This is a genomic window from Pseudomonas sp. GZD-209 (assembly GCF_049310485.1).
Lineage (GTDB): Bacteria > Pseudomonadota > Gammaproteobacteria > Pseudomonadales > Pseudomonadaceae > Aquipseudomonas > Aquipseudomonas sichuanensis.
The window spans coordinates 1-18,954 of the sequence record NZ_JBMOWQ010000176.1 but is presented as its reverse complement, the minus strand read 5'-3'; the positions used below and the strand labels follow the sequence as shown (position 1 = coordinate 18,954).

Genomic DNA, 18,954 nt, shown 5'->3' with positions numbered 1-18,954 from the left:
GACCGTTCCTTCTCCGTTTGCTGCCGACGTGTGGTGCTTCTCCTCCCCCCTCGATGGCGTCAGACCTGCTCCTTGATCCACTCCACCAACGCCCGCACCTTCGGCACCTCCGCCGCATGCTCGGCATACGCCAGGTAATGCGCGCCATTGCTCTTCATTGCATGGTCCCAGGCCATCACCAGGCTGCCCTCGGCCAGCTCCCTGGCCACCAGATAGCGCGGCACCAGCGCCACCCCACACCCCGACTGTGCCGCGCTCAACGCCATATAGAACGTATCGAAACGCGGCCCGTGGTAGCTGTTGTCGGTGTGCAGCCCCTGTTCCAGGAACCACTCGTGCCACGCCTCCGGGCGTGAGGCGCTCTGCAGCAGCACCAGGTCTGCCAGTGCACCCGCGTCCGGCAGCGTGCGCCCCTGCAGCAACTCCGGCGCACACACCGGCACCACTTCCTCGCCGAACAGCTCCACGCAGGTCGCCCCCGGCCAGGTGCCCTGGCCGTAGAAGAACACCACGTCCGCCGACCCTTGCAGCAGGGCGAACGGCTCCATCTCGTTGCGGATGTCCAGGTGGATGTTCGGGTGGCGCTTGCCGAAGCCTTTCAGGTGCGGGATCAGCCAGCGCACGCCAAAACTCGGTTGAGTGGCTACCTTGAGTACTTCGGTCTGCGTGCCGTAGGTCTGCACGTAGCGGCTGGACATGTCGACCTGGGTGAGGATCTTGTTGACCTCGGCCAGGTACAACGAGCCTGCGGGGGTGAGCTGCAGGCGCCGGCGGATGCGCAGGAACAGGTGGTGGCGCAGCATCTCCTCCAGTTGCGCGACCTGCTTGCTGACCGCGCTCTGGGTCAGGTGCAGCTCTTCGGCAGCGCGGGTGAAGCTCAGGTGGCGCGCCGCAGCCTCGAAGCACTGCAGGGCGGTCATGGACGGTACCAGGCGTTTGGACATAGCGGTCTCTGCGGCTCGAATCATTACCTGCTGGAATGATATGCGGAATAAAGGTCGTTTGTTGCACTTGTGTAATCGGATTAATACTGACCCACGTCATTTTCCAACCCTTCACCCGATGTAGGAGAAGCACAATGGTTGCTGGATTGCTCGAGCGCCTTGGCGTTGCCGCCACGGCTTACACCCAGGGCGACTACCCTGTTCACACCCCGATCGACGGCAGCCAGATCGCCTCGGTGAAGCTGCTCGGCAAGGCCGACACCATCGCCCGCATCGACCAGGCCCAGCAGGCCTTCGAAGCCTGGCGCAGCGTGCCGGCCCCGCGCCGTGGCGAGCTGGTGCGCCTGTTCGGTGAAGTGCTGCGCGAACACAAGGCCGACCTCGGCGAGCTGGTCTCGATCGAAGCCGGCAAGATCACCCAGGAAGGCCTGGGCGAAGTGCAGGAAATGATCGACATCTGCGACTTCGCCGTCGGCCTGTCGCGCCAGCTGTACGGCCTGACCATCGCCTCCGAGCGCCCGGGCCACCACATGCGTGAATCCTGGCACCCACTGGGCGTGGTCGGCGTGATCAGCGCCTTCAACTTCCCGGTCGCGGTGTGGGCGTGGAACACCGCGCTGGCCCTGGTGGCCGGTAACTCGGTGGTGTGGAAGCCGTCCGAGAAGACCCCGCTCACCGCCCTGGCCTGCCAGGCGCTGTTCGAAAAAGCCCTGAAAGCCTTCGGCGATGCGCCGGCCGGCCTGAGCCAGCTGGTGATCGGCGGCCGCGAAGCCGGTGAAGCCCTGGTCGACGACCCGCGCGTGCCGCTGGTCAGCGCCACCGGCAGCACCCGCATGGGCCGTGAAGTGGGCCCACGGGTGGCGGCACGCTTCGGCCGCAGCATCCTCGAACTGGGTGGCAACAACGCCATGATCCTCGCCCCGAGCGCAGACCTGGACCTGGCCGTGCGCGGCATCCTGTTCTCCGCCGTCGGCACCGCCGGCCAGCGCTGCACCACCCTGCGCCGCCTGATCGTGCACCGTTCGATCAAGGATGAAGTGGTTGCCCGGGTCAAGGCCGCCTACGCCAAGGTGCGCATCGGCGACCCACGCAAGGACAACCTGGTCGGCCCGCTGATCGACAAGCTGTCGTTCGACGCCATGCAAGGCGCGCTGGCCAAGGCCCGCGACGAAGGCGGCCAGGTATTCGGTGGCGAGCGCCAGCTGGCCGAGCAGTACCCGAACGCCTACTACGTGACCCCTGCCATCGCCGAGATGCCGGCCCAGAGTGACGTGGTGCGCCACGAAACCTTCGCGCCGATCCTCTACGTGCTGGCCTACGACGACTTCGAAGAGGCCCTGCGCCTGAACAACGAAGTGCCACAGGGCCTGTCGTCGTGCATCTTCACCACTGACATTCGTGAGGCCGAGCGCTTCCAGAGTGCTTCGGGCAGCGACTGCGGCATCGCCAACGTCAACATCGGCACCAGCGGCGCCGAGATCGGCGGGGCGTTCGGTGGCGAGAAAGAGACCGGCGGTGGCCGTGAGTCCGGCTCCGATGCCTGGAAAGGCTACATGCGTCGCCAGACCAACACCGTGAACTACTCGCGCGAGCTGCCGCTGGCGCAGGGTATCGTGTTCGACTGATGGGTTGATGCTGCATGGCCGGGGGCATAGCCCCCGGTTCGCGGGTAAACCCGCTCCCACAGGAGCTCCACCGCCCTTGAGGCCTGTGTGGTCCCTGTGGGAGCGGGTTTACCCGCGAAAGGGCCGCACAGCGGCCCCAACAAGAACAATAGCTGGAGCCGGGCCATGTCCGAACTGCGTCAAGAATGTCTGTGGGAACACGTCACCCAGCCCACTGTCGCCGCCCAGGCCCTGGCCGGCGAGCACAAGGCCGATGTCTGCGTGATCGGCGGCGGCATCACCGGGCTGTCCGCGGCGATCCACCTGCTGGAGCAGGGCAAATCGGTGATCCTGCTGGAGGCCTGGAAGATCGGCCACGGCGGTTCCGGGCGCAACGTCGGCCTGGTCAACGCCGGCACCTGGATCCGCCCCGATGATGTCGAGGCCACCCTCGGCCAAAAGCAAGGCAGCCGCCTGAACAAGGTGCTGGGCGAGGCGCCGGGCGAGGTGTTCGCCATGATCGAGCGCTTGGGTATCGACTGCCAGGCACAGCACAAAGGCACCCTGCACATGGCGCACAACGCCACCGGCATCGCCGACCTCGAAGCCCGCCACCAGCAATGGTCGCGCCGTGGCGCCGATGTCGAGTTGCTGACCGGCGCGCAATGCCAGGAATACTGCGGTACCGACAAGATTTCCGCCGCGCTGCTCGACCGCCGCGCCGGCACCATCAACCCCATGGGCTACACCCAGGGCCTGGCGGGCGCCGTGGCCCGCCTGGGCGGCAAGCTGTTCCAGCAATCCGCTGTCGAGGGCCTGGAGCGCGACGGCGCTGCCTGGCGGGTGAAGACCGCGCGCGGCGCGGTGCGCGCCGACAAAGTGGTGATCTCCACCGGCGCCTACACCGAAGGCGATTGGAGCAACCTGCAGAAGCAGTTCTTCCGTGGCTACTACTACCAGGTGGCCTCCAAGCCCTTGCACGGCGCCGCTGCCGACAAGGTCCTGCCCCATGGCCAGGGCTCGTGGGACACCCGCACCGTGCTCAGCAGCATCCGCCGCGACGACCAGGGCCGCCTGCTGCTCGGCAGCCTTGGCCGGGTCGACAACAAGCCTGCGTGGTTCGTGCGCAGCTGGGCCGACCGCATCCAGAGCCACTACTACCCGGAGCTGGGCAAGGTCGAGTGGGAAATGCACTGGACCGGCTGCATCGACTTCACCCCCGACCACCTGATGCGCCTGTTCGAGCCGGCGCCGGGGCTGGTGGCAGTGACGGGCTACAACGGCCGTGGCAACACCACCGGCACGGTGATTGGCCGGGCCTTCGCCGAGTTTCTGCTCAAGGACGATCCGGACAGCCTGCCGATCCCGTTCTCGCCGATGAAAGCGGTGAGTGCGCCGTCGCTGCGCACGGCGTTCTATGAGTCGGGGTTCTCGCTGTACCATGCTGGGGGTTCCTGTCGGTTGGGGCTGGACCCCCCCAGCGGGTTTACCAAACAACAAAAAGCCGCGCCCCCGGGGGACGCGGCTTTTTGTCGTTGGGCGGGGTCAGCTGAGCAGGTTTTTCACGTTGTTCATCGCCTCATCGGCAAAGCCCTGCAGGAACGCCTGGAAGCCTGGCAGCGCCTCGGCCCCGCCTTGCTGGGGTTCGGCCTGGATGGTCCAGGTGGCGCGGCTGTGGCCGGCATCGAGCGCCTCCACGGCCATCGCCGCCCACAGGTTGCCGATGTTCAGGCTGGTGTAGATCAGGCTCCAGGTCATGTGCATGGCCTGTTCATCACGGGTGTTGAGCTGTTCGATCACCACGTTGCCGTCCTTGAACAGCTTCTTGCGCACCGAACGCACGCCGCTGCCGGTCATGTCGATGTGCGCCAGCGCCGGGATGAACACCGGGAAGCCGGCGAAGTTGCCGACGATGTTCCAGACGCTGGCGGCGGGCGCGGCGATGTCCACGCTGGACACCACCCGGCAGCCTTCGGGGTTGCGGATCAGGGTATCGGGCTTGAGTGCTTGCATATCGTGTTGCTCCGGTTGTGGATAAAGGTCAGATAAAGCCGATGTCGGCCAGGTAGCGGCAGCCACGGCGCAGCAGCGCCGGGCTCTTGCTCGGGTAATGGCTGCCCATGCGCCGTACGCCGGCACGGGCGTTGTCGTGGGCGATGCCACCGATGTCGCCGATGTCTTCGCCGAAGCCGTCCAGGTAGAAACCGAGGACGTCATACAGCGCGTTGTCGCGGTCGATCCTGCGCAGGCGCTGTTGCCAGTGCTCGACGCTGACCAGCTCGAAGGCATGGCCCTGCTCGCGGAACGACGCCAGGTAATCGCTCCAGCGCAGCGGCTCGGGGTTGTGCAGGTTGAACACGCATTCGCCGGGCTGGTGGCGGCTGCTGTGGAAGGCGATGAAACGGGCGAGGAAGTCCACCGGCATCAGGTCGAAATCGATCTCCAGACGCGGCACCTGGCCCAGCTGCAGCGAGCCCTTGAGCATCAGCATCAGGCGGTTGCTGTGGGGCTGGCAGACGCCGGTGCGGCTGTCGAAGGTGATGTTGCCGGGGCGGAACAGGTTGACCCACACCCCTTGCGCACGGGCGCGCTGCAGGATGCGCTCGCCGACCCATTTGCTCAGGTTGTAGCCGTTGCGGATGTACAGCGGCGGCGTCGCCGCAGGCTCGGCCTCCAGCACCTGGCCGGCGTTGTCCACGGCACTGCAGGCGGACAGGGTCGAGACGAAGTTGAAGATTTTCTTGCGCCGGCCCTCGCACAACTGCAGGCATTCGAACAGCGGCTCGATGTTGTCGGCGGCCAGCGCCTGGTAGTCGAGCACATGGTTGACCTGCGCTGCGTTGTGCAGCAGCGCGCCGTAGTGTTGGTCCAGGTAGTCGTAGTCGGCCTGGGCCAGCCCCAGGCGCGGCTGACGCAGGTCGGCTTCGAACACCCGCACGCGGGCCATGTCGAGCTCCAGCTGGTTGTCGCGCAGTGCCTGGGCGAAGCGTTCGCTAGCCGTGAGGCCGTTGGCGCTGCGCACCAGGCAGGCCACTTCGCTGGCGCCCCAGTCCAGCAGTGCCTCGACCAGGTGCACGCCGACGAAGCTGTTGGCGCCGGTGACGATCACCTTGTGCACATCGCCCAGTTGTTCCACCGGCAGCACCCGCAGGCCCAGTTCGCGCTTCGCATCCTGTTCCGGGCGGGCCAGCGGGTCCTGCTGCACGGCCTCGACACCGTCGAGCAGCGCGCCCAGGCGTTGCACGGTCGGTTGCTCGATGAAGCGGTTGATCGCCACCCCCTGGCCGAAGCGTTCACGCACCTCCAGCAGCAGGCGCGACAGCAGGATCGAGTGGCCCCCCAGGTTGAAGAAGCTGTCGTCGATGGCGATATCGGCCTCGGGCAGTTCCAGCAATTCGCTCCACACCTCGCGCAACTGATGCTCGGTGGCGGTCTGCGGTTGCAGGTGCTGCTGCGCCGGCAAGGCCAGTGGCCGCAGCAGCAGCGCCTGGCGGTCAACCTTGCCATTGGCGGTGTAGGGCATCTGCTCCAGCACCTGGTAGAACATCGGGCGCATGTAGTCGGGCAGGCTGCTTTCGGCGTGCTCGCGCAGCAGCGCCAGGGCCTCGGCGTTTGCCGGGTGGGCGAGGAAGGCCAGCACCCGCCGCTGGGGGTCGATTACCACCGCCACCTGGGCGAACAGGCGGGCGTCGCGCAGGCAGTGCTCGATTTCCTCGGGCTCTACGCGAAAGCCGCGGATCTTCACCTGGTTGTCGCGTCGCCCGCACAGTTCTATGCCCTGGGCGGTCCATTTGCCGATATCGCCGGTCCGGTAGGCCCTGAGCGAGCGGCCATCGGGCAGGCCCAGTTCGACAAAGCGCTCGGCCGTCAGCAGCGGATTGTTCAGGTAACCCAAGCCAACGCCGGGCCCGGCGATGTACAGCTCGCCGGGGGTCTGCTCCAGCACCGGGCGCAGGGCTTCATCGAGGATCAGCACCTGGGTGTTGGCGATCGGCCGCCCGAGGTTGCGGTTGCTGTCATCCGGCGCCATCACCCGCGTGGTGGCCAGCACCGTGGTTTCCGTCGGGCCGTAGATGTTGTGCATCCGGCATTGCCCGGCCAGCCGTGCGATCACCTCGGGTTCGCAGACATCGCCCCCGGTGATCAGGTGCTGCAGGCCCAGGTGTTCGTCGCGCGGCAGGATGCTGAGCAGGGCCGGCGGCAGGAACGCATGGGTGACTTCCTGGCTGTGGATAAGTGCCAGCAGTTGCCGCGGGTCGCGGCGCTGGTCTTCGCCAGGCAGCACCAGTGCGGCACCGCAGGCGAAGGTCGGCAGGATGTCCAGCAGGGAGGCGTCGAAGCCGATGGTGGAAAACTGCAGCACCCGGCTGTGCCGATCCAGTGCCACGTGCTCGCGGTACCAGGCCATGAAATGCATCAGGTTGCCCTGGCTGAGCAGCACGCCCTTGGGCTGGCCGGTGGTGCCGGAGGTGTAGATCGCCACGCAGGGTTGCCCGACGTGCGCTTCGCGCAGTACCAGGCTCGGCAGCTCAGGGCCCTCCAAAGGCGCTATGTCACGTACGTCCAGGTCGGCGATGGCGGCAGGCAGCTGACCGTCATGCAGCAGCACGCAGGCGCCGGCATCGTCGAGGATGCGTTGGCGCCGCGCCGCTGGCGTGGCTGGGTCCAGCGGCAGGTAGATGGCGGCGCAACCTATCACCGCCAGCAGGCTGGCGTAGAGCTCGGGCGACTTGCCCATGCAGACCGCCACCACCGGCGCGGACGCGTGGGTGCCGGCCAGCAGCGGTAGAAGGGCTTGCTGGATGGCGGCTGTGCGGGCGTGCAGCTGGCGATAGCTATGGCGCTGGCCAGCGTATTGCAATGCCGGGGATGCGGCGTGCCCGCGCAGGCTCCGCTCCAGCTGCCCGACCAGGCTGCCCTGGGCCTGCTCCAGCAGGTCGGCACGCAGCGCGCGGTTGAACGGATGCCGGTAGGCCAACGCCTCCAGCCAGCCCAGGCCGTGCTCGTGTTCGCTGGCGCCGGGGCTGACCGCCGGCGCCTCCTGCAGGTGCTGCGGGTTGCGGGCAAAGCGGGTGACGTGCAGGGCCAGCTGATCGCACAAGGCCTGCAAGGTGTCTTGGTACAGTTGCTGGCCATTGCCCGAATCCGGCGCGGGCACCGGCAGCCGCTCGATCAGGCGCTGGGCACTGGCACTGCCGCACCAGCACAGGGTTTCCAGGTGCGGCAAGGTTTCGCCCAAGCGGGCGCCCAGGCGCAGCCTGAGCAATGGCGTGCTGCCCAGTGCCTGCCAGTCGCCGCTGGCCAGGGCCAGGCTGCCGTCCTCCACCACCAGCCCGGTGGCGGGCGACAGCTGCTGGCGCAGGGCCTGCGCACTGTCCGCCGTGGTGGTGCCGTGGCCATGTTCGTCGAGCAGGCGGGCAAAGGCGCCGATGGCGGGGCTGGTGCCCACCAGGAGTATGTCGAGGCGTCTCATGATCGGTTCCTCAGGGCAGGTAGTCGCGCAGCGCGTCCTGCACGCAGGCCGATTCGAGCATCGAGCTGCTGCGCAGGAAACGCAGGATGTTGCCCAGCAGCGGGTGCTGGTGGTTGATCGGGTAGGCCAGGCCCCGTGCCTCCTCGCGCAGGGCCTCGCGCACCGCCTCGTCCACCGGCAGCGCGGCGATCAGGGCGAAGTCGAAGGCCTGCTGGATGTCGTTGGTCAGGTACTGGCCGAGGAACACCGGCAGTACCTCGGCGATCGCTTGCCGTTCGGCCTCTGGCGCGGCCTGCCAGTAGATCCGTGTGAGGCGGGCCCAGAAGCTCGAATGGCGGCCTTCGTCGAGCAGGTGGTCGGCCATCAGCCCCTTGACCGACGGCTTGACCGAATCATCCCGGGCGAACGCCGCGACATCGTCGGTCAGGGTGTTCTCGGCGATGCCCACGCACACCAGCTCCAGTGCGTCGCGCAGCGTTTCGGGCACCTGCTCGAGCGCCGTCGGGATGGCCCGGCTGAGTTCGATCTCCTGGGGCAGGGCGATTGGCTCGATGCCGGTCAGGGCGATGGTCTGCTGCAGGAAGTCCATGGCCACCAGGGCGTGGTAGTCCTCGTCGACCACCACGGTCATCGCGTCGTAGCGGCAGGCGAACGGGAAGCGCACGGCGAAGCGATCCTTGGCGATGCGCCGGGCGGTCCGGTCGACGATCTCGGTCTCGAAGATCACCACGTCGTTGATGAACTTGTAGAGGCTCTGCACCAGCACGAAGTCGCGCAGCTGCGGGCATTCGCGCTGGAAGGTGGCACCCAGCACCAGCGGCTGGCGGCTCAGCGGGTAGATCAACCGCTGGTCGTCCTCCAGCCGGCGCCGGGGGCGGGTGCGGATGGTTGCGCGTGCCTCCCAGGCGTCGGCGAAGGAGCGGTAGTCCACGGCGTTCATGGGTTGACCTCGGCGACCGGCGCCTGCAGCGCGGCGCGCAGGCGATCCCACAGGGCCATGCGGCTGTCCACGGCGGCGATGGCGGCGGCATGCACCTCCTCCTGGCGTAGCGGGTCGTGCTCGACCAGGCGGGCCAGTAACTGCTCTGCGGCGGGGCCGTGGTCCTCGGAGTCGACTTCGATATGGCGCTGCAGGTAGTAACGGAAGGTCGGGGCCTGTTCGCTGCCAATGCCCCACTCGTCGAGGATCTGCTGGAACATGGTCGGGATGACGCTTTCCCGGCCATGCAGGAAGGCCGCGGCCACGCGGTGGGCAGGCGCATGCAGGGCCACTTCGAGGGTATCGCGGACGAAGCGCTGGGCGGCGTCGCTGGCTTCGCAACGCACCAGGGCGCTGAGCGCATCGACGCCTTGTTGCTGCAGGCTGATGAAGCGCTCGATGGCCTGGGTGCTGGCGCCGACCTCGCGCATGGCGTCCAGGTACAGCTCGAAATGGCTGTAGTGGCCGTGGTCGAGGCGGTCGTCCGACTCCTCGCCGAGCACGATCTCGTTGATCAGCCGCGCGGCGGCCGGGTCGGCAGGGGGGAGCCAGGGCAGGCTGACGCAGGTCAGTTCCTGCTGCAGGCGCTTGGTCAGCGACATGAAGTCCCATACCGCGAATACATGGGTTTCCATGAACCGTCGCAAGGTCGCCAGCGAGTCGATTTCGGAGAACAGCGGGTGTTGGGAAAGTGCATGTTTTTTATGGTCGAGAGTGCGCTTCAATGTGCTCATGGAGGCTCCATTGGTTGTTGGTTTAAGTGTGGCAAGTTGTCCGTGCTCACTGTATTCAGGGCGAGCAAGTGCCCCGAACAAAGTTTCGCTGCAGATCAATAAGCCTAGGCCGCATGGGATGTTGCGGGCTGCTGTTCACGGTTGCCGCCGCGCTGCTGCACGGGGTGAGACAGAACTTAAAGCAATGACAAAGTTTGCCGCAATTGTTTTTTTAATTATTTTAAAGTTTGATTATTTGCAAGTTGAGCGAGTGCGTTAAAACTTATTTGAAAGTTTTAATTTGGCAATAAGGTGCTCCTTCCGATAATTAACTATCAGAAAAACAAACAAGGAGTGAATGCTTCACTCGGAGCCCTGATGAATGGGTGATGAAGACGTTGAACTGTTAAGGGGCGGCTGATCGTGCTGCGGTCCTGGCCCCGGTGGCAGGCTCCTTCTGCGGGTGGAAGTGGCTGCAGACGGCCAGGTCCGCTGAAGATCAGCGGCCGCTGCAGTGTGTAGAGTGTGCTCAAAAGGCTGGCACCGCCATGGTCTGCGATGGACCGAGCAGTGCAGGCGCCGTGATCACGGGCGTGAAAAGCGAGTGGGGTCAGGCGAAACAGAGAAGCCCAAGGTGGGCATTGAGGATGCTGATCAGGCGTTGGTCGCCTGGCCGGCCGTGGGCCGGCAGCTCGACAAGCTCGAGCTCCCGGCGGGCAAGGCGCTGCCAGCCAAGCATGGCGGCCAGCGTGTCGGGGGGATAGAACGCGGTCACCGGCACCTGGAGGTGCTCGGTTTGGCCACCCTCGGTGGCTTCAGTGCTGTCACAGCTGGAAACAAACAAACGGCGGGTTTGCCCTGGGTAGCTGCGCTGTGCCAGGTAGGTCAGGGCCAGTGCCAGGTGTGCGGCTTGATCCTGGGCAAACAGGGCGTGGGGGTGAGCCAGGAAGGGTTGCAGTCGGCTGGCCAGGGTGCGGGCCAGCGCAGGCAGGGACTGTGGGGCGTTGAGCTCAGCGGCGGGCACCGTGGCGCTGATGTCGACGGCGACCAGTTCGATGGGGTCGCTCAAGGCACGGGACCAGGTGCGGTACTGGATCAGCTGCTGGCGATTGCTGGCCAGGCAGATCAGGCGAATGCTGGGCAGTCGCTCGGGATCCTTTGCCTGTGGAGTGTGCTCGTGCACGGGCGTTCCTCTTGCCGGACACCTGCCGCTGGATCAGCCGGCAGTTTGCCTGTCGAGGTATTTCCTGATGGTCCGGGCGGCATTGTTCAGGTGCGCTTCCAGCAGCCTGACGGCTTCGTCCACCAGCTTGTCGCTGGCGGCATCGGTCAGGGCGATGTGATCGTCCTGGGTGAGCTTGCCGAGCCCCATGGACGACAGATGGAAGCGCAGGAAGCGTTCTTCTTCGTTGAGCTCGATTTCAATCAGGCGCAGCAGCTTCTGGTTCCCCGCCTTGCTGTAGAGGGTCATGTGGAACAGCCGGTTGAGGCGGCCGATCTCGGCGTGGCGGGTTTCGTTTTCCAGCTGTTGGATGTAACCCCGGGCCAGGGCAATGTCATCGGCGTCGAGCAACGGGATCGACTGGCGCAGGGCCTCGGTCTCAAGGATGACGCGCAAGGCGTAGGTGTCCACGGCGTCCTCGCCGATCAGCGGTGCGACCACCGCGCCCTTGTGCATCACCACTTGCAGCAGCGACTGCGCTTCGAGCTGGCGCAAGGCTTCGCGTACCGGCATTCGGCTGACGCCGAACAACGAGGCCAGTTCCTGTTGGCGCAAGGCGGTGCCTGGGGGCAGGCGCCCATCGAGGATGGCGCTGCGCAGGCGTTCTTCGATCACACTGCGGGCCAGGTGCGAGGGGACTTGTTCGCTGCCCAGTACGGTGCTCAGGAGTTTGGGTTTCTCAGCCACGCGGGGTTTGCCTCGGCAACATGAAAATTGGATCCAATAACCCTAGTGAGGGAACGGGGGTCTTGTCAAACCGCTTGCTTGGCGAGGCCTGCAGCCGGTGAAGAAACGCGGCTATCGTGAAGCAAGTCGCAGGCCTTGGGAAGTCGGCGAAAAGACCGCAGCCCGTACGAAGCGGGTTTGCCGACGGCTGGCAAACGGGCCACAACCTGCCATTGTCTTTTGCCATACCTGCCCGCACCATCGCGGCTTCCAACTGATTCTGAACGGGTGTTCGCAGTGGCGATACCTTGGGCCATTACAAGGACTGTACGCCGAATCGGTGCTGCCGCGCTGCTGGGCTGCCTGTTGCTGGGCGCTACGCAGGCGGACTGGGACTTCGCGCAGATCAGCAGCCGGGCCCAGGCCCTCTACGGGCCCCTTGGCGCCGGCCAGGGGCGCATCGACGCCTGGCAGCGCCTGCTGGCGACCCACCAGCAGGGCAGCGAGTTGAGCCAGCTGCAGGCGGTCAACCTGTTCTTCAACACGCAGTTGCGCTATGTCGAGGATATCGACCTGTGGCGCGAGGTCGACTATTGGGCCACGCCGGTCCAGTCGCTGATCAAGGGGGCCGGCGACTGCGAGGACTACGCCATCGCCAAGTACTTCAGCCTGCGCCGCCTGGGCATTCCTGCCGACAAACTGCGCATCACTTACGTCAAGGCCCTGCGGCAGAACCGGGCACACATGGTCCTGACCTATTATTCAAGCCCACAGGCCCAGCCACTGGTGCTCGACAGCCTGATGGACGCGATCAAGCCGGCCAGCCAGCGTACTGACCTGTTGCCGGTATACGCTTTCAATGGCGAGGGCTTGTGGCTGACGGGGGCGGGCGGCAACAAGAAAGTCGGCGATACCAAGCGCCTGTCGCGCTGGCAGGGGTTGCTGAAGAAAATGCAGGCCGAAGGCTTCCCGGCCGAGCCGGTTTACTGAAGGAGCACAGATGTCACTGTTCAAACAATTGCTGCTTGCCATTTGCCTGCTCCTGGTGGTCGCCTTCAGCGGCAGTTTCATGGTCAGCCTGGAGAGCTCGCGCAGCCAGTACATCAACCAGCTGCGCGCCCATGCCCAGGATGCCGCGACCGCTTTGGCGCTGGCGCTGACGCCGAACATCGACGACCCGGCAATGGTCGAGCTGATGGTCAGCTCGATTTTCGACAGCGGTTATTACGCCAGCATCAAGGTCATCGAGCAGGGCACCAACGCCGTGCTGGTCGAGCGTCACGCCGTACCCGACAGCGCAGGTGTACCGGCCTGGTTCATCCGGCTGGCCAACCTGGAGCCGGCCGGTGGCGATGCGATCGTCAGCCGTGGCTGGCAGCAGGCGGCGCGGGTCGAGGTGATCAGCCATCCGATGTTTGCCCTGGCCAAGCTCTGGCAGAGCGCCCTGGGCAGCCTGGGCTGGCTGTTGCTGTGCGGCGTGCTGAGTGCGGTGCTTGGCGCGCTGCTGCTGCGCCGCCAGCTGCGGCCGCTGGATTACATGGTGGCGCAGTCCCACGCCATTGCCCGGCGCGAATTCCTCAGCCTGCCAGAACTGCCGCGCACGCCTGAGCTGCGCCGGGTGGTGCAGGCGATGAACCAGATGGTCGAAAAACTCGAAGCCTTGTTCCGCGAGCAGGCCGAGCGCAGCGAGCAGTTGCGCAATGAGGCCTACCAGGACAGCCTCACGGGCCTGGCCAACCGCCAATACTTCGAGATGCAGCTCAGTGCCCAGGTCAGCAACCTGGAGGAGGCCCGGGCCGGTTACCTGCTGCTGTTGCGCGTGCAGGACCTCGCCGGCCTCAACGCCCGCCTGGGTGGCCAGCGCAGCGATCAGTTGCTGCAGGCGGTGGGCGAGCAGCTGCGTCGTGCCTGCGCCCGCTACCCGCAAACCCATGATCTGATCGCCCGCAGCCGCGGAGGCGAATTCGCCGTGCTGGCGCCGGGCCTGGTGCATGACGAGGCGATCGAGCTGGCCCAGGCCCTGGAAGCCAGCCTGCAAAGCCTGCACGAGACCGGTGCCAGCGATGTTGCTCCGGTGGCCTGTATCGGCCTGGTCAGCTACGCCCCGGGTGATGAGCCACAGGCCCTGCTCACCCAGGCCGATGAGGCCCTTGCCCGGGCCGAGAGCCAAGCCACGCCGAGCTGGATGTGCCTGGAGCAGGGGCCGGCAGCCCAGGCCGCCGGTAGCCAGCAAGCCTGGCACAGTCGCCTCGACCAGGCCCTGAGCAAAGGGCAGTTCGAGCTGTTCTTCCAGCCGGTGGTGGACTGCCAGGCACCGCAACGCATCCTGCATTTCAAGGTGACCTCACGGCTGCAGGACGGCCAGGGCGAGCCGTTGGCCGCCGGGTGCTTCCTGCCCTGGCTGGAGCGCTTCGGCTGGATGGCGCGGCTCGATGCGCTGATGCTGGAGCGGGTACTCAAGCACCTGCCACGGCACCACGCGGCGCTGGCGCTGAACCTGTCAGCCGCGACCCTGGCCGATGCCCAGGCCTTGCAGCGCGTCTACACGTTGTTAGGCCAGCACCGCGCATTGGGGGCGCGGCTGACTTTCGAAATTGGCGAAGAGCAGTTGCCCGAACAGGCCGTACTGGAGCAGTTCACCCGGCGCCTGCACGGCCTGGGTTTCAGCCTGGCCCTGCAGCGTTTTGGCGGGCGCTTCAGCATGATCGGCAACCTGGCCAACCTGGGCCTGGCGTATCTCAAGGTCGACGGTGGTTACATCCGCAACATCGACCAGGAGCAGCACAAGCGCCTGTTCATCGAGGCCATCCAGCGGGCGGCGCACAGCATCGACCTGCCATTGATCGCCGAACGGGTGGAAACCCAGGGGGAGTTGAAGGTGCTGTGCGAGATGGGCGTGCAGGGCATTCAGGGGCAGCGGGTGGGGCGGCCGGCGCCCTGGCGTTGAGCCCAGCGCCGGGCAGGGCGCAGGCAACCCTCAGATCAGCCCGCCGTGCTCATCCTCCTCGATCAGGTTGTTCAGGCCGCCCAGGGCCTTGCGCGCGCTGGAGCGGCTCAACAGCTTGGCCTGGGCGCCAGGGGGCAGGTCGGTGATGCTGAACACGCCCTTGGCGGTCAGCACCTCGATCAGGTCCTCCAATACCCGGATCATGTCCAGGTCGCTCTGCTTGAGCTGCTGCAGGCTGTTCTCGACGGCGTCCTCGGCGAGCCATGCCTGGACTTCCGCCTGGTCGGAAGAGAGCATTTCCGTGTAGCCGTGATAGGGGGCTGCTTCTACCCGCAGCAGCTGGCCGTCGGCGTCGCGTTGCACGTAGAACATGGCGTCGTCCCTCGTCATCAAGATTCCTTTGGGTAGCCAGCAGCATAGGCAAAGTTCGCCGGGCGTGTCGGCCCGCAGCCACTGCACAGCCTCATATGCATATGCATTAAAGGTATTTAAATTATTTTTCTTATGACTTTATAGTCACTACCACTGCGTACCTGCCGACCAATCGGCGCGCCGCACGACTCGAACCCACACGGGCAATCCCCGTGCGTTTCTGATCGTTGCGCGCCTTGAAAGTCGCGCACTTGCGTGGGAGTGAACAATGCCAGCCGCCTCGAACGCCTTGTCGACCATCGACAGCGCCTTGCCGCAAACCTTCGAAATCCGCCCGTTCACAGGTGCCGTCGGCGCCGAGATCGTCGGCCTCGATCTGACCCGACCGGTCAACGCCGAGGATTTCAACCGAATCCATCGCGCTCACCTGGACCACCACGTACTGGTGTTCCGCGACCAGCGCATCACCCCCGAGCAACAGATCGCCTTCAGCCGCCGCTTCGGCGAACTGCAGATCCATGTGCTCAAACAGTTCCTGCTGGCCGGCCACCCCGAGATCCTGATCGTGTCCAACATCGTCGAGGGCGGTGCCAACATCGGCCTGGGCGATGCCGGCAAGTTCTGGCATTCGGACCTGTCGTACAAGGAACTGCCGAGCCTGGGTTCGATGCTGCATGCCCAGGAGCTGCCCAGCGAGGGCGGCGACACCCTGTTCGCCGACATGCACAAGGCCTGGGACGCCGTGCCCGATGCCCTGCGCAAGGTCATCAAGGGCCGTGACGCCGCCCACTCCTACACCGCGCGTTATGCCGAGACCAAGTTCGAAGGCAACTGGCGCCCGACCTTGAGCGCCGAGCAGTTGGCCCAGGTGCAGGAAGTCATCCACCCGGTGGTGCGCACCCACCCGGAGAACGGGCGCCAGGCGCTGTTCGTCAGCGAGGGCTTCACCACCCGCATCGTCGGCCTGCCCGATGACGAAAGCCGCGACGTGCTGCAGCAGCTGTATGCCCTGAGCGTGCTCGAACAGAACATCTACCGCCATCAGTGGCAGCCCCATGACCTGGTGTTCTGGGACAACCGCTCGCTGATCCACCTGGCCACCGGCTGCCCCGCGCACCTGCGGCGCAAGTTGTACCGCACCACCATCCAGGGCGATGCCCCGTACTGACGACTGAGGAAAATCATCATGCGCAAATCCATCAGCCGCCTGGCGGCAAGCATCGGCCTGGGCGCCAGCCTGGTTGTCGGCAGCCTCGCGGCGCCGACCGTGGCCCACGCCGAGGGCAAGATCCGCATCGCCGAGCAGTTCGGCATCGTCTACCTGCTGCTCAACGTGGTACGTGACCAGCACCTGATCGAGAAGCACGGCAAGGAGCAAGGCATCGACATCGAAGTGGACTGGGCCCAGCTGTCCGGCGGCGCGGCGATCAACGATGCATTGCTGTCGGGCTCGGTGGACATCGCCGGCGCCGGCGTCGGCCCGCTGCTCACTGTGTGGGACCGCACCAAGGGCCGGCAGAACGTCAAGGCCGTGGCCTCGCTGGGCAACTTCCCGTACTACCTGGTCAGCAGCAACCCCAACGTGAAGACCATTGCCGACATCAGCGAAAAGGACCGCATCGCCGTGCCGGCGGTGGGTGTCTCGGTGCAATCGCGCTTCCTGCAATATGCCGCCGCGCAGCAGTGGGGCGACAAGGAGTACAACCGCCTCGACAAGTACACCCTGGCCGTGCCGCACCCGGATGCCACCGCCGCATTGCTGGCCGGCGGCACCGAGCTCAACGGGCACTTCTCCAACCCGCCGTTCCAGGACCAGGTGCTGGCCAACAAGAACGTCCACGTGGTGCTCAACAGCTATGACCTGCTCGGCCCCAACTCGCCGACCCTGCTGTTCGCCACCGAGAAATTCCGTAAGGACAACCCGAAGACCTACAAAGCCTTCGTCGATGCCCTGGCCGAAGCCGCCGACTTTGCCCAGAAGGACAAGGCGGCCGCCGCCGACACCTATATCCGCGTGACCAAGGCCAAGATCGACCGCGACGCGCTGATCAAGCTGATCGACAACCCGCAGTACGAATTCACCGTGACCCCGAAGAACACCTACAAGCTGGCCGACTTCCTCTACCGCGTCGGTGCGATCAAGAACAAGCCGGCGTCGTGGAAGGACTACTTCTTCCAGGATGAACGCCCGTTGCAGGGGAGCTGACCGACCATGACCGCCCCATTGCCAGGCCACACGGCCAGCAACCTGAGCCGTGTCGTCACCCCACCGCTGCTGGCGGTGGACAACCTGAGCCTCGAATACCGCACCGCGCAGCGCGTGGTGCGGGCCACCCACCAGGTCAGTTTCGAAGTCGACCGCGCCGACCGCTTCGTGCTGCTCGGCCCCTCCGGCTGCGGCAAGTCCACCTTGCTCAAGGCCGTGGCCGGGTTCATCGAGCCCCGTGAAGGGCAGATCCTGCTGCAAGGCCAGCCGGTACGCGGCCCCGGGCCGGACCGTATCGTGGTGTTCCAGGAGTTCGACCAGTTGCCGCCGTGGAAGACGGTGAAGCAGAACGTGATGTTCCCGCTGCTGGTGTCCGGCCAGCTCAAGCGCGCCGAGGCCGAGGAGCGCGCCTTGCACTATCTGGAAAAGGTCGGCCTGGCGGCGTTCGCCGATGCCTATCCCCACACCCTGTCCGGCGGCATGAAGGCCCGGGTGGCGATTGCCCGGGCGCTGGCGACCCAGCCGAAGATCCTGCTGATGGACGAGCCCTTTGCCGCGCTCGATGCCCTGACCCGCCGCAAGATGCAGGAAGAGTTGCTGCTGCTGTGGGAGGAGGTGCGCTTCACCTTGCTGTTCGTCACCCACTCCATCGAAGAAGCGCTGGTGGTGGGCAACCGCATCCTGCTGCTGTCGCCGCACCCGGGCCGGGTGCGGGCCGAAGTGCACAGCCACCAGTACGATCTCGGCAGCCTGGGCGGCAGCGACTTCCAGGCCAGTGCCCGGCGCATCCACCGCTTGCTGTTCGACGAAGACGAGGCGCCGGCACAGGCCAGCGACCTTGGCTTCAACGACATCCGCATCGCCTACTGACAGGAGCCTTGGCATGACGACGACAGCTGTTCGCCAGGAATACGAAGTGCAGTTGCAGCCCCTGCCCGGGGTGCCGCTGGAACGTGATCTGCCGCTGGCCCAGCGCCTGTGGCAGCAAGGCTGGCTGCGCAAGGCGATGATCCTGGTGCTGCTGGCCGGGGTGTGGGAGCTGGTGGCGCGCTTCACCGACAACGACCTGCTGCTGCCGAGCTTTGTGCAGACGGCCGCGGCGTTAGGGGAGGGGCTGCTCAGCGGCGAGATATTCGCCAAGGTCGGCGTGTCGCTGGTGGTGCTGCTCAAGGGCTACGTACTGGGGATCGTCCTGGCCTTCGGCCTGACCAGCCTGGCGGTGTCGACCCAACTGGGGCGCGACTTGCTGGGCACCCTGACCTCGATGTTCAACCCGCTGCCGGCCATCGCCCTGCTGCCGCTGGCGCTGTTGTGGTTCGGGCTGGGCGACAACAGCCTGATCTTCGTGCTGGTGCATTCGGTGCTGTGGGCACTGGCGCTGAACACTTACGCGGGCTTTCTCGGCGTGTCGGAAACCCTGCGCATGGCCGGGCGCAATTACGGCCTGCGCGGCTTGCGCCTGGTGCTGCATATCCTGGTGCCGGCGGCGCTGCCGTCGATCCTGTCGGGGCTGAAGATCGGCTGGGCCTTCGCCTGGCGCACGCTGATCGCCGCTGAATTGGTGTTTGGCGCCAGCAGCGGCAAGGGTGGGCTGGGTTGGTACATCTTCCAGAACCGCAACGAGCTGTATACCGACAAAGTGTTCGCCGGGTTGGCCGTGGTGATCCTGATCGGGTTGCTGGTCGAGGGGCTGGTGTTCAATACCCTGGAGCGGCTGACCGTGCGGCGTTGGGGCATGCAGCGGTAGTCCTGCTGAGCCGGCCCTATCGCGGGGGGGGAGAAGGCACGCAGCAATAAAACTAGGAAAGGGGTGGCGGCAGGCAAGAAA

General features: G+C 65.8%; 15 protein-coding genes and 1 pseudogene. 8 read left to right on the top strand and 8 right to left on the bottom strand.

Annotation, left to right across the window (positions count from 1 at the left end; translation table 11 throughout):
• Positions 1-59: 59 nt before the first annotated feature.
• Positions 60-944 carry a LysR family transcriptional regulator gene (locus ACO6VM_RS19705; RefSeq protein ID WP_422403695.1) on the bottom strand — a complete coding sequence of 295 codons (885 nt, stop codon included), beginning with the start codon at positions 942-944 and terminating at the stop codon, positions 60-62.
• Between the two features lie 134 nt (positions 945-1,078).
• On the opposite strand from ACO6VM_RS19705, the gene ACO6VM_RS19700 reads away from it, so the two are divergent.
• A complete protein-coding gene (locus tag ACO6VM_RS19700) occupies positions 1,079-2,569 on the top strand; it encodes an aldehyde dehydrogenase family protein (protein ID WP_110992028.1) in 1,491 nt (496 codons plus the stop codon).
• A gap of 165 nt (positions 2,570-2,734) precedes the next feature.
• Positions 2,735-4,018, top strand: a pseudogene (locus ACO6VM_RS19695) (NAD(P)/FAD-dependent oxidoreductase); the annotation flags it as partial.
• Between the two features lie 75 nt (positions 4,019-4,093).
• On the opposite strand, the gene ACO6VM_RS19690 reads toward ACO6VM_RS19695, so the two are convergent.
• The 6 genes from ACO6VM_RS19690 to ACO6VM_RS19665 all read right to left on the bottom strand — a co-directional run bounded on the left by ACO6VM_RS19690 (position 4,094) and on the right by ACO6VM_RS19665 (position 11,622).
• Entirely contained in the window at positions 4,094-4,561 is a 468-nt protein-coding gene (locus tag ACO6VM_RS19690; RefSeq protein ID WP_401055827.1) for an SRPBCC family protein, read from the bottom strand.
• 28 nt (positions 4,562-4,589) lie between these two features.
• Entirely contained in the window at positions 4,590-8,021 is a 3,432-nt protein-coding gene (locus ACO6VM_RS19685; RefSeq protein WP_422403694.1) for an amino acid adenylation domain-containing protein, read from the bottom strand.
• 10 nt (positions 8,022-8,031) lie between these two features.
• Positions 8,032-8,961, bottom strand: coding sequence for a diiron oxygenase (locus ACO6VM_RS19680; RefSeq protein ID WP_422403693.1), 930 nt, complete (start codon positions 8,959-8,961; stop codon positions 8,032-8,034).
• A complete protein-coding gene (locus ACO6VM_RS19675) occupies positions 8,958-9,734 on the bottom strand; it encodes a DUF3050 domain-containing protein (RefSeq protein ID WP_401055821.1) in 777 nt (258 codons plus the stop codon). Before ACO6VM_RS19675 ends, ACO6VM_RS19680 begins: the two co-directional genes overlap by 4 nt.
• 589 nt (positions 9,735-10,323) lie before the next feature.
• Complete coding sequence (locus ACO6VM_RS19670) at positions 10,324-10,896, bottom strand: hypothetical protein (protein ID WP_401055819.1); 573 nt, start codon at positions 10,894-10,896, stop codon at positions 10,324-10,326.
• Positions 10,897-10,929: 33 nt separating this feature from the next.
• A complete protein-coding gene (locus tag ACO6VM_RS19665) occupies positions 10,930-11,622 on the bottom strand; it encodes a GntR family transcriptional regulator (RefSeq protein ID WP_422403692.1) in 693 nt (230 codons plus the stop codon).
• 276 nt (positions 11,623-11,898) lie between these two features.
• Here ACO6VM_RS19665 and lapG point away from each other — a divergent pair, with 276 nt between their 5' ends.
• Both lapG and lapD read left to right on the top strand, forming a co-directional pair.
• Positions 11,899-12,591, top strand: coding sequence for a cysteine protease LapG (lapG, locus tag ACO6VM_RS19660; protein WP_390968101.1), 693 nt, complete (start codon positions 11,899-11,901; stop codon positions 12,589-12,591).
• A gap of 10 nt (positions 12,592-12,601) precedes the next feature.
• The gene (lapD, locus tag ACO6VM_RS19655; protein ID WP_422403691.1) at positions 12,602-14,548 is read left to right on the top strand and encodes a cyclic di-GMP receptor LapD; all 1,947 of its coding nucleotides are present in this window, start codon (positions 12,602-12,604) and stop codon (positions 14,546-14,548) included.
• Between the two features lie 30 nt (positions 14,549-14,578).
• Here lapD and ACO6VM_RS19650 read toward each other — a convergent pair whose 3' ends face one another.
• Entirely contained in the window at positions 14,579-14,920 is a 342-nt protein-coding gene (locus ACO6VM_RS19650) for a tryptophan synthase subunit beta (protein WP_401056123.1), read from the bottom strand.
• A 268-nt stretch (positions 14,921-15,188) separates the two neighbouring features.
• On the opposite strand from ACO6VM_RS19650, the gene ACO6VM_RS19645 reads away from it, so the two are divergent.
• The 4 genes from ACO6VM_RS19645 to ACO6VM_RS19630 are packed head-to-tail and all read left to right on the top strand — an operon-like array spanning position 15,189 to position 18,873.
• The gene (locus tag ACO6VM_RS19645; protein WP_401055813.1) at positions 15,189-16,088 is read left to right on the top strand and encodes a TauD/TfdA dioxygenase family protein; all 900 of its coding nucleotides are present in this window, start codon (positions 15,189-15,191) and stop codon (positions 16,086-16,088) included.
• Between the two features lie 18 nt (positions 16,089-16,106).
• Positions 16,107-17,126, top strand: coding sequence for an ABC transporter substrate-binding protein (locus tag ACO6VM_RS19640; RefSeq protein ID WP_422403690.1), 1,020 nt, complete (start codon positions 16,107-16,109; stop codon positions 17,124-17,126).
• A gap of 6 nt (positions 17,127-17,132) precedes the next feature.
• Complete coding sequence (locus tag ACO6VM_RS19635; RefSeq protein WP_422403689.1) at positions 17,133-17,996, top strand: ABC transporter ATP-binding protein; 864 nt, start codon at positions 17,133-17,135, stop codon at positions 17,994-17,996.
• A 13-nt stretch (positions 17,997-18,009) separates the two neighbouring features.
• Positions 18,010-18,873 carry an ABC transporter permease gene (locus tag ACO6VM_RS19630; protein ID WP_323830839.1) on the top strand — a complete coding sequence of 288 codons (864 nt, stop codon included), beginning with the start codon at positions 18,010-18,012 and terminating at the stop codon, positions 18,871-18,873.
• Positions 18,874-18,954 lie beyond the last annotated feature (81 nt).

Excerpts from the sequence above, each read along its gene's own strand:
- lapD (WP_422403691.1), top strand. The coding sequence starts at position 12,602 with ATGTCACTGTTCAAACAATTGCTGCTTGCCATTTGCCTGCTCCTGGTG.
- ACO6VM_RS19705 (WP_422403695.1), bottom strand. The coding sequence starts at position 944 with ATGTCCAAACGCCTGGTACCGTCCATGACCGCCCTGCAGTGCTTCGAG.
- ACO6VM_RS19635 (WP_422403689.1), top strand. The coding sequence starts at position 17,133 with ATGACCGCCCCATTGCCAGGCCACACGGCCAGCAACCTGAGCCGTGTC.
- ACO6VM_RS19685 (WP_422403694.1), bottom strand. The coding sequence starts at position 8,021 with ATGAGACGCCTCGACATACTCCTGGTGGGCACCAGCCCCGCCATCGGC.
- ACO6VM_RS19675 (WP_401055821.1), bottom strand. The coding sequence starts at position 9,734 with ATGAGCACATTGAAGCGCACTCTCGACCATAAAAAACATGCACTTTCC.
- ACO6VM_RS19640 (WP_422403690.1), top strand. The coding sequence starts at position 16,107 with ATGCGCAAATCCATCAGCCGCCTGGCGGCAAGCATCGGCCTGGGCGCC.
- ACO6VM_RS19650 (WP_401056123.1), bottom strand. The coding sequence starts at position 14,920 with ATGTTCTACGTGCAACGCGACGCCGACGGCCAGCTGCTGCGGGTAGAA.
- ACO6VM_RS19630 (WP_323830839.1), top strand. The coding sequence starts at position 18,010 with ATGACGACGACAGCTGTTCGCCAGGAATACGAAGTGCAGTTGCAGCCC.
- ACO6VM_RS19690 (WP_401055827.1), bottom strand. The coding sequence starts at position 4,561 with ATGCAAGCACTCAAGCCCGATACCCTGATCCGCAACCCCGAAGGCTGC.
- ACO6VM_RS19680 (WP_422403693.1), bottom strand. The coding sequence starts at position 8,961 with ATGAACGCCGTGGACTACCGCTCCTTCGCCGACGCCTGGGAGGCACGC.
- ACO6VM_RS19645 (WP_401055813.1), top strand. The coding sequence starts at position 15,189 with ATGCCAGCCGCCTCGAACGCCTTGTCGACCATCGACAGCGCCTTGCCG.
- ACO6VM_RS19700 (WP_110992028.1), top strand. The coding sequence starts at position 1,079 with ATGGTTGCTGGATTGCTCGAGCGCCTTGGCGTTGCCGCCACGGCTTAC.